The organism is Magnetospirillum sp. WYHS-4 (assembly GCA_039908345.1).
In the GTDB taxonomy this organism is placed as follows: domain Bacteria; phylum Pseudomonadota; class Alphaproteobacteria; order Rhodospirillales; family GLO-3; genus JAMOBD01.
The window spans coordinates 1-5,540 of the sequence record JAMOBD010000106.1; the positions used below are offsets into that span (position 1 = coordinate 1).

Genomic DNA, 5,540 nt, shown 5'->3' on the forward strand with positions numbered 1-5,540 from the left:
GGGTTCTGGGTGGCCAGGACGTGGAAGGGGCTGGGCAGGTCATGGTAGTGCCCGGCCACGGAAACCCGGCGTTCCTGCATGGCCTGCAACAGGGCCGACTGGGTGCGCGGGCTGGCGCGCGGCCCCGGCCCCCAGGCCACATGGCGCGCCACCTCGGGCAGCGGGCTCGATTCGGGACGGCCGGCCCGCACCAGGGCGAGGATCGCTTCGGCCACGCTGTCGCCCACCGGCACCCGGCGCACCAGACGCTGGGCGGCCAGCAAGTCGGCGGCGGTCATGACGGCGGCCGGTTCCGCATCCGGAGAGCCGGTGGCGACAAGGATGCGGCGTTCGGTTGCCAGGTCCGGATAGCCCACGTCCACCTGCATGAAGAAGCGGTCCAACTGGGCCTCGGGCAAGGGATAGGTGCCTTCCTGCTCGATGGGGTTCTGGGTGGCCAGGACGTGGAAGGGGCTGGGCAGGTCATGGTAGTGCCCGGCCACGGAAACCCGGCGTTCCTGCATGGCCTGCAACAGGGCCGACTGGGTGCGCGGGCTGGCGCGCATCAGGAGTTGGCAGAACACCGGTCCCTCGATGAAGCGGAAGGAGCGGCGGCCCGATTCGCCTTCCTCCAGCACCTCGGACCCCAGGATGTCGGCCGGCATCAGGTCGGGCGTGAACTGGACGCGGCGCTCGGTCAGGCCGAAGACGCGGCCCAGGGTTTCCACCAGGCGCGTCTTGCCGAGACCCGGCACGCCCACCAGCAGCAGATGCCCGCCGGCCAAAAGGGTGACGAGGGTTTCCGAGACCACCTCGTCCTGGCCGAACAGAACCCGCCCGATGGCTTCCCTGGCCGCCTGCATGTGCTCCGCCAATCCGTCCAGGTCGCGGACCGATTGCGGGGCGTCGGGGGATGGCGCAATATCGGATGGGTGGTCGGTCACGGCCGGTCTCCTATTCCATTGGGCCGCTGCCGGGCGGTTTGGGATCGACAGTCCAGCAATCGGGCGTCCCGTGCAATGGATTCGGTTAGGTTGTAGACGCCGCTTGTGGGGTTGCGCCCCCTCTCTCCCACTTCGGCGGCTTCCGCGTCCAGCCGGCTTGCTCGACGAACGGCATTCTCGACCCCGCGTTCGACTGTATCGAACTGGAGATGCTTATCGTAGCCCGGCAAATGGTCTCTCAGGAGTCGCTTCATATCATCTCGATGCCGAGGGCCGGGACTTTCCCGGAAGTGCAGGAGGAGCCAAAGTTCGAAGCACGGATTGGACACGGCGAGACAGATGCCGTTCGCCACCGCCAGTTGGACGGCATCGTTGATGCGGGGATGTTCGTCGACGTCGAAGACACACCAGACCTCGTCATAGGCGATGAATGAATCGCCGGTGCGCTTTGCCTCCCTTTCGGCCCGCTTTTTCCGCTCGAGTGCTGCCTTGACTAGGGTCAAAGGGACGCCCTGCTCCCTGGCAATGTCCAATTCCAGGGCGACGTTGCGCTTTAGCCTTTCGTAGCCGCGCAGGTATTCAGGTTCGGTGACCTTGCCTTCGCACAGCACCAATAGCCGGCGCTTCGGATTCCGGATCGGGGCTCGGCGGGCTGGACGGCGTTGACGGTTTTGTTGCGTAGGCCCCATCGCATCTACCTATCGAACCCTGTCAGATCGCCCAGGCAGGGGATGGCACCATACCGGCCCTGCAGATAGCCGCGTTCGAGGTTTTCCTCCTTTCGTGGCTTATAGTCCGTCAAGGGGTACAGGTGAGTGGCCCCCTCCCGATCCTTTTCCGTCAGCCAGACTTGATCGCGTCTGAGCGGCGGATCGCCAGCCGACGTGCCCAGCAGGTTGGTGTCGTGGGTTGCAAAAATAATCTGGGCATTCTGCGGGTTCGTCAGGGGGTCGTTGAACCTTCGGACAACCCAAAGGGCAAGCAACGGATGGAGGCTAGCCTCGAGTTCGTCAATGGCGAGGACGCCACCACTGAAAAGGGAATCCACCAATCCCGGACCCATGCGAAACAAGGTGCGGGTTCCGCCGGACTCTTCTTCCAACGGAAGCCAGGCCTCGTCCGAGAGGTTTTGGTGGCGCAATAGGACCCGAGGGGGCCAGTGTTCCTTTTCCTTCTTTTCCAGCTTTACATCGACAATTCCGATGTCGGCGGCCCGTAGCATTTCCAGGAAGACCTGATAGCGAGGATCGGAAGTTTCTCCGTCGTCGAACAGGGAAGGTTGGTGGTCCAGCGCCGATCTTTCTTCCAAGGTTTGCCACAGCCAAGATGACCCGCCATGCCTCGTCGGAAATCCGTATTTTCGCGCCCCCATCGAAGCGGCCGGGACGTTGAACGTCCGCAGTGCCTTGAACCACTGGTAAAGGGGGGTGGCTTGCGGATGGCCCAGTTGGGCTGCTGCAGACAGAAAAAGCGCGTTGGAGCGGGTGACCTGTTCGATCAGGCGACTTTCTCCGAGAAAGAGTTCACCGAACTTCAGGCCGCTTTCCGCCCTGGTAAACCAAGTCTGCTTGCGGCCCTTCGGCCAGACATGCAACCATTCCTCAACAATGCGCATATCGTCGCAGGTGAAGCCATAGCGATGACGCACGCCGTCGATCAGGACCGACACTTCGAATAGCGACGGCTCCGAGACCTTATTGCCCCATGCGAAGGACTGCCGGGGCACTCCTTCGTCCGGTGGCCAAAGGCGATGGGACATGTCCACGGCATCGCGCATGAACCTGAGGGCGGCCAGCATGTTGCTCTTTCCGCTGGCATTGGCCCCGTAAAAAGCGACCGCCGGCAGGAGCCTTTCCGAATACCCCCCAACCCGGCGAGGCCGGAAGTCGGCAGGGTCTCCCCCGCGTCCCGCCTCCATCGTGAGCGCCTGTTCCTCACGGATAGACCGGAAATTCCCGGTACGGAACTCAATAAGCATGCCACATCCTCCGCGCCCCACTTTATACGGATTAGGGTGATGTTTCCGCAAAAAAGTAGCGCCAATCGACCTGAGTTCCAGAGTACGCGAGCTTACGATGGGACCGATTGCGGGGCGTCGGGGGATGGCGCAATATCGGATGGGTGGTCGGTCACGGCCGGTCTCCTCTGTCAGCCGGATGATGATGCATGAACGGCAAGCCGACGAACATCCCCGATTTCGAGGCCTGCTCCACCGAGGCGGAGCCCGAGCCCGTCCTGCTGCCCGCCCTCGACATCCGCATCGACGCCGAAGGCGTCTGGCACTGGGACGGCCGGCCGGTGCGCAGGAAGGAAATGGTCTGCCTGCTCGCCCAGGCGCTTTGCCGCGACTCCGACGGCTCGTTCTGGCTGCGCACGCCTTCCGAATACGGCCGCGTCACGGTGGACGACGCCCCTTTCCAGGCGGTCGAGATGTATGTCGTCCGCGAGGGCCGCGAACAGGCCGTCAGCTTTCGCACCAACGTGGATCGCATCGTGGCGCTGGACGCCCGCCACGGCCTATGCCTGCGGGAAGCGGACGGCGAGCTGCGCCCCTATCTGGAAATCGCGGGCGGCATCGAGGCCCGGCTGACCCGCGCGGTCTTCTACGAGCTGGTCGAACGGGGCTGCGAGGAGGAACTGGACGGCAAGCGCCTGTTCGGCGTCTGGAGCTGCGGCCGTTTCTTCGTCCTGGGGGAGGCGGAGGCATGACCCGCGACTGGCTGGCCCGCCGCATCCGGCAGACGGGACGCATCCGCGGCGACCACGACCTCAATCCGGGGACCGGGCCGATGGAAGCGTTGCGCCCGGCCGCCGTGCTGGTGCCCATCGTCGCCCGCCAGGATGGGCCGACAGTGCTGTTCACCCGCCGCACCGACCATCTGGAACACCATCCGGGCCAGATCAGCTTCCCCGGCGGCCACGTGGAACCCGGCGACGAGGCCCCCGAGCACGCGGCCCTGCGCGAGGCCGAAGAGGAAATCGGCCTTTCCCCCGAGCGGGTGACGTTGATCGGCCGGCTGGATCTTTACGTCACGCGCACCGGGTTCGAGGTGACCCCGGTGGTGGGCGTGGTGGAAACGCCCTTCGCCCTCAGCCTCGATCCCCACGAGGTGGCCGAAGCTTTCGAGGTGCCCCTGTCCTTCCTGCTCGATCCCGCCAACCACCGGCGCTGCAGCCGCCAGTTCGAAGGCCGCGAGCGCTTCTTCTGGTCCATGCCCTACGGCGAGCGCCACATCTGGGGCGCCACCGCGGGCATGCTCGTCAATCTCTACGAATGTCTTCGCGAGGACTGATGTGACCCGCCTTTTCCTGCAATATGTGCTGCCCATGGCCCTGCCCTTCGCCATCTGGCTCGCCTGGGCCTGGTTCGACCGCCACAAGCATGAGGAAGGCAAGAAGTGGTGGGGCGACGGCCCCTGGTTCTGGCTTCTGGTGGCCGGCGTCGGCCTGACCGTGGCCGGGTTCGTGGTCGCCGCCCTGATCGACTACCAGGGCCGGCCGGGTCAGATCTACGAGCCGCCCTACCTGGACGAAAGCGGTCGTGTGGTGCCGGGGCGGTTCAGGTGAAGCTGGATATCGTCGGCCCCAACCCGGAACCCTTCGGCAAGCTGGCGCCGCAGCCCTGGATGACGGCGGCCGAGACCCTGGCGGTCTGGGAGGCGCTGACCGCCGACGGCACCGAGGTGCGCTTCATCGGCGGCTGCGTGCGGGACGCCCTCTTGAAGCGGCCGATCCGCGACATCGACATCGCCACCCCCGATCCGCCGGAAAAGGTGATGGCGCTTCTGGGCCGGGCCGGCATCCACGTCATCCCGACGGGCATCGCCCACGGCACGGTGACCGCCGTGGTGGGGGGCACGCCGTTCGAGATCACCACCCTTCGCGTCGACCTGGAAACCGACGGTCGGCGGGCCAAGGTGGCCTTTACCGACGACTGGATCGCCGACGCCTCGCGCCGCGATTTCACCATCAACGCCTTTTCCTGCAACCGGGACGGCGACGTCTACGATCCCTTCAACGGGCTGGACGACCTGGCGCGCGGCCATGTGCGCTTCGTCGGCAATCCGCGCGACCGCATCCGGGAAGACGTGCTGCGGCTGTTGCGCTTCTTCCGCTTCTACGCCACCTACGGCCGCCCGCCCGCCGATCCGGACGCCCTGGCCGCCTGCCGGCTGGAGGCCCACAAGCTGCCGATCCTGTCGGGCGAGCGGGTGCGCGTCGAAATCTTCCGCATCCTGATGTCGCCCAATCCGGCCGACGTGGCGCTCCTGATGCGGGGCGAGGGGGTGCTGGAACACGTGCTGCCCGAAGCCGGCGACGTGGGCCGCCTGCGCCTGATGTCGTGGCTGGACACCCGGGCCATCCGCTTCGAGTCCGTCCATCCCCACCCCATCCGGCGCCTGGCCGCCCTGCTGGACACCGACCGGGCGGGCGCCGAAGCGGTGGCGGACCGCCTGAGACTGTCCAACGAGCAACGCCACCGCCTGGTGGCCACCGTCGAGACGCGCTGGCCGGTGGACGCCGACAGCGACGACAAGGTCCTGCGCCGCGCCCTCTACCGCCAGGGCGCGGAAACGGTGCGCGACCGCCTGCTGCTGGCCTGGGCGGCGGAACGGG

At 66.1% G+C, this 5,540-nt stretch carries 7 protein-coding genes; 4 read left to right on the forward strand and 3 right to left on the reverse strand.

What is annotated here, in order from left to right; all coding sequences use genetic code 11:
• The 3 genes from H7841_17650 to H7841_17660 form a co-directional block, all read right to left on the reverse strand.
• Positions 1-842, reverse strand: an 842-nt coding sequence (locus tag H7841_17650) for a MoxR family ATPase (protein ID MEO5338686.1), incomplete at its 3' end; no start/stop codon positions are given.
• A 77-nt stretch (positions 843-919) separates the two neighbouring features.
• Entirely contained in the window at positions 920-1,534 is a 615-nt protein-coding gene (locus tag H7841_17655; GenBank protein MEO5338687.1) for an RloB family protein, read from the reverse strand.
• An 83-nt stretch (positions 1,535-1,617) separates the two neighbouring features.
• Positions 1,618-2,901, reverse strand: a complete 1,284-nt coding sequence (locus tag H7841_17660; GenBank protein MEO5338688.1) for an ATP-binding protein — start codon at positions 2,899-2,901, stop codon at positions 1,618-1,620.
• A gap of 188 nt (positions 2,902-3,089) precedes the next feature.
• Here H7841_17660 and H7841_17665 point away from each other — a divergent pair, with 188 nt between their 5' ends.
• From H7841_17665 to H7841_17680, 4 genes are all read left to right on the forward strand, one after another.
• Positions 3,090-3,632 carry a DUF1285 domain-containing protein gene (locus H7841_17665; GenBank protein ID MEO5338689.1) on the forward strand — a complete coding sequence of 181 codons (543 nt, stop codon included), beginning with the start codon at positions 3,090-3,092 and terminating at the stop codon, positions 3,630-3,632.
• Positions 3,629-4,216, forward strand: a complete 588-nt coding sequence (locus tag H7841_17670) for a CoA pyrophosphatase (protein MEO5338690.1) — start codon at positions 3,629-3,631, stop codon at positions 4,214-4,216. The genes H7841_17665 and H7841_17670 overlap by 4 nt, the downstream gene beginning before the upstream one ends.
• 1 nt (position 4,217) lies before the next feature.
• Positions 4,218-4,490 (forward strand): hypothetical protein, encoded by a 273-nt coding sequence (locus H7841_17675; protein ID MEO5338691.1) that lies wholly within the window; start codon positions 4,218-4,220, stop codon positions 4,488-4,490.
• Positions 4,487-5,540, forward strand: a 1,054-nt coding sequence (locus H7841_17680) for a CCA tRNA nucleotidyltransferase (protein ID MEO5338692.1), incomplete at its 3' end; no start/stop codon positions are given. The genes H7841_17675 and H7841_17680, both read left to right, overlap by 4 nt.

Coding starts and splice junctions, on each gene's coding strand:
- H7841_17660 (MEO5338688.1), bottom strand. CDS start 2,901: ATGCTTATTGAGTTCCGTACCGGGAATTTCCGGTCTATCCGTGAGGAA.
- H7841_17665 (MEO5338689.1), top strand. CDS start 3,090: ATGAACGGCAAGCCGACGAACATCCCCGATTTCGAGGCCTGCTCCACC.
- H7841_17670 (MEO5338690.1), top strand. CDS start 3,629: ATGACCCGCGACTGGCTGGCCCGCCGCATCCGGCAGACGGGACGCATC.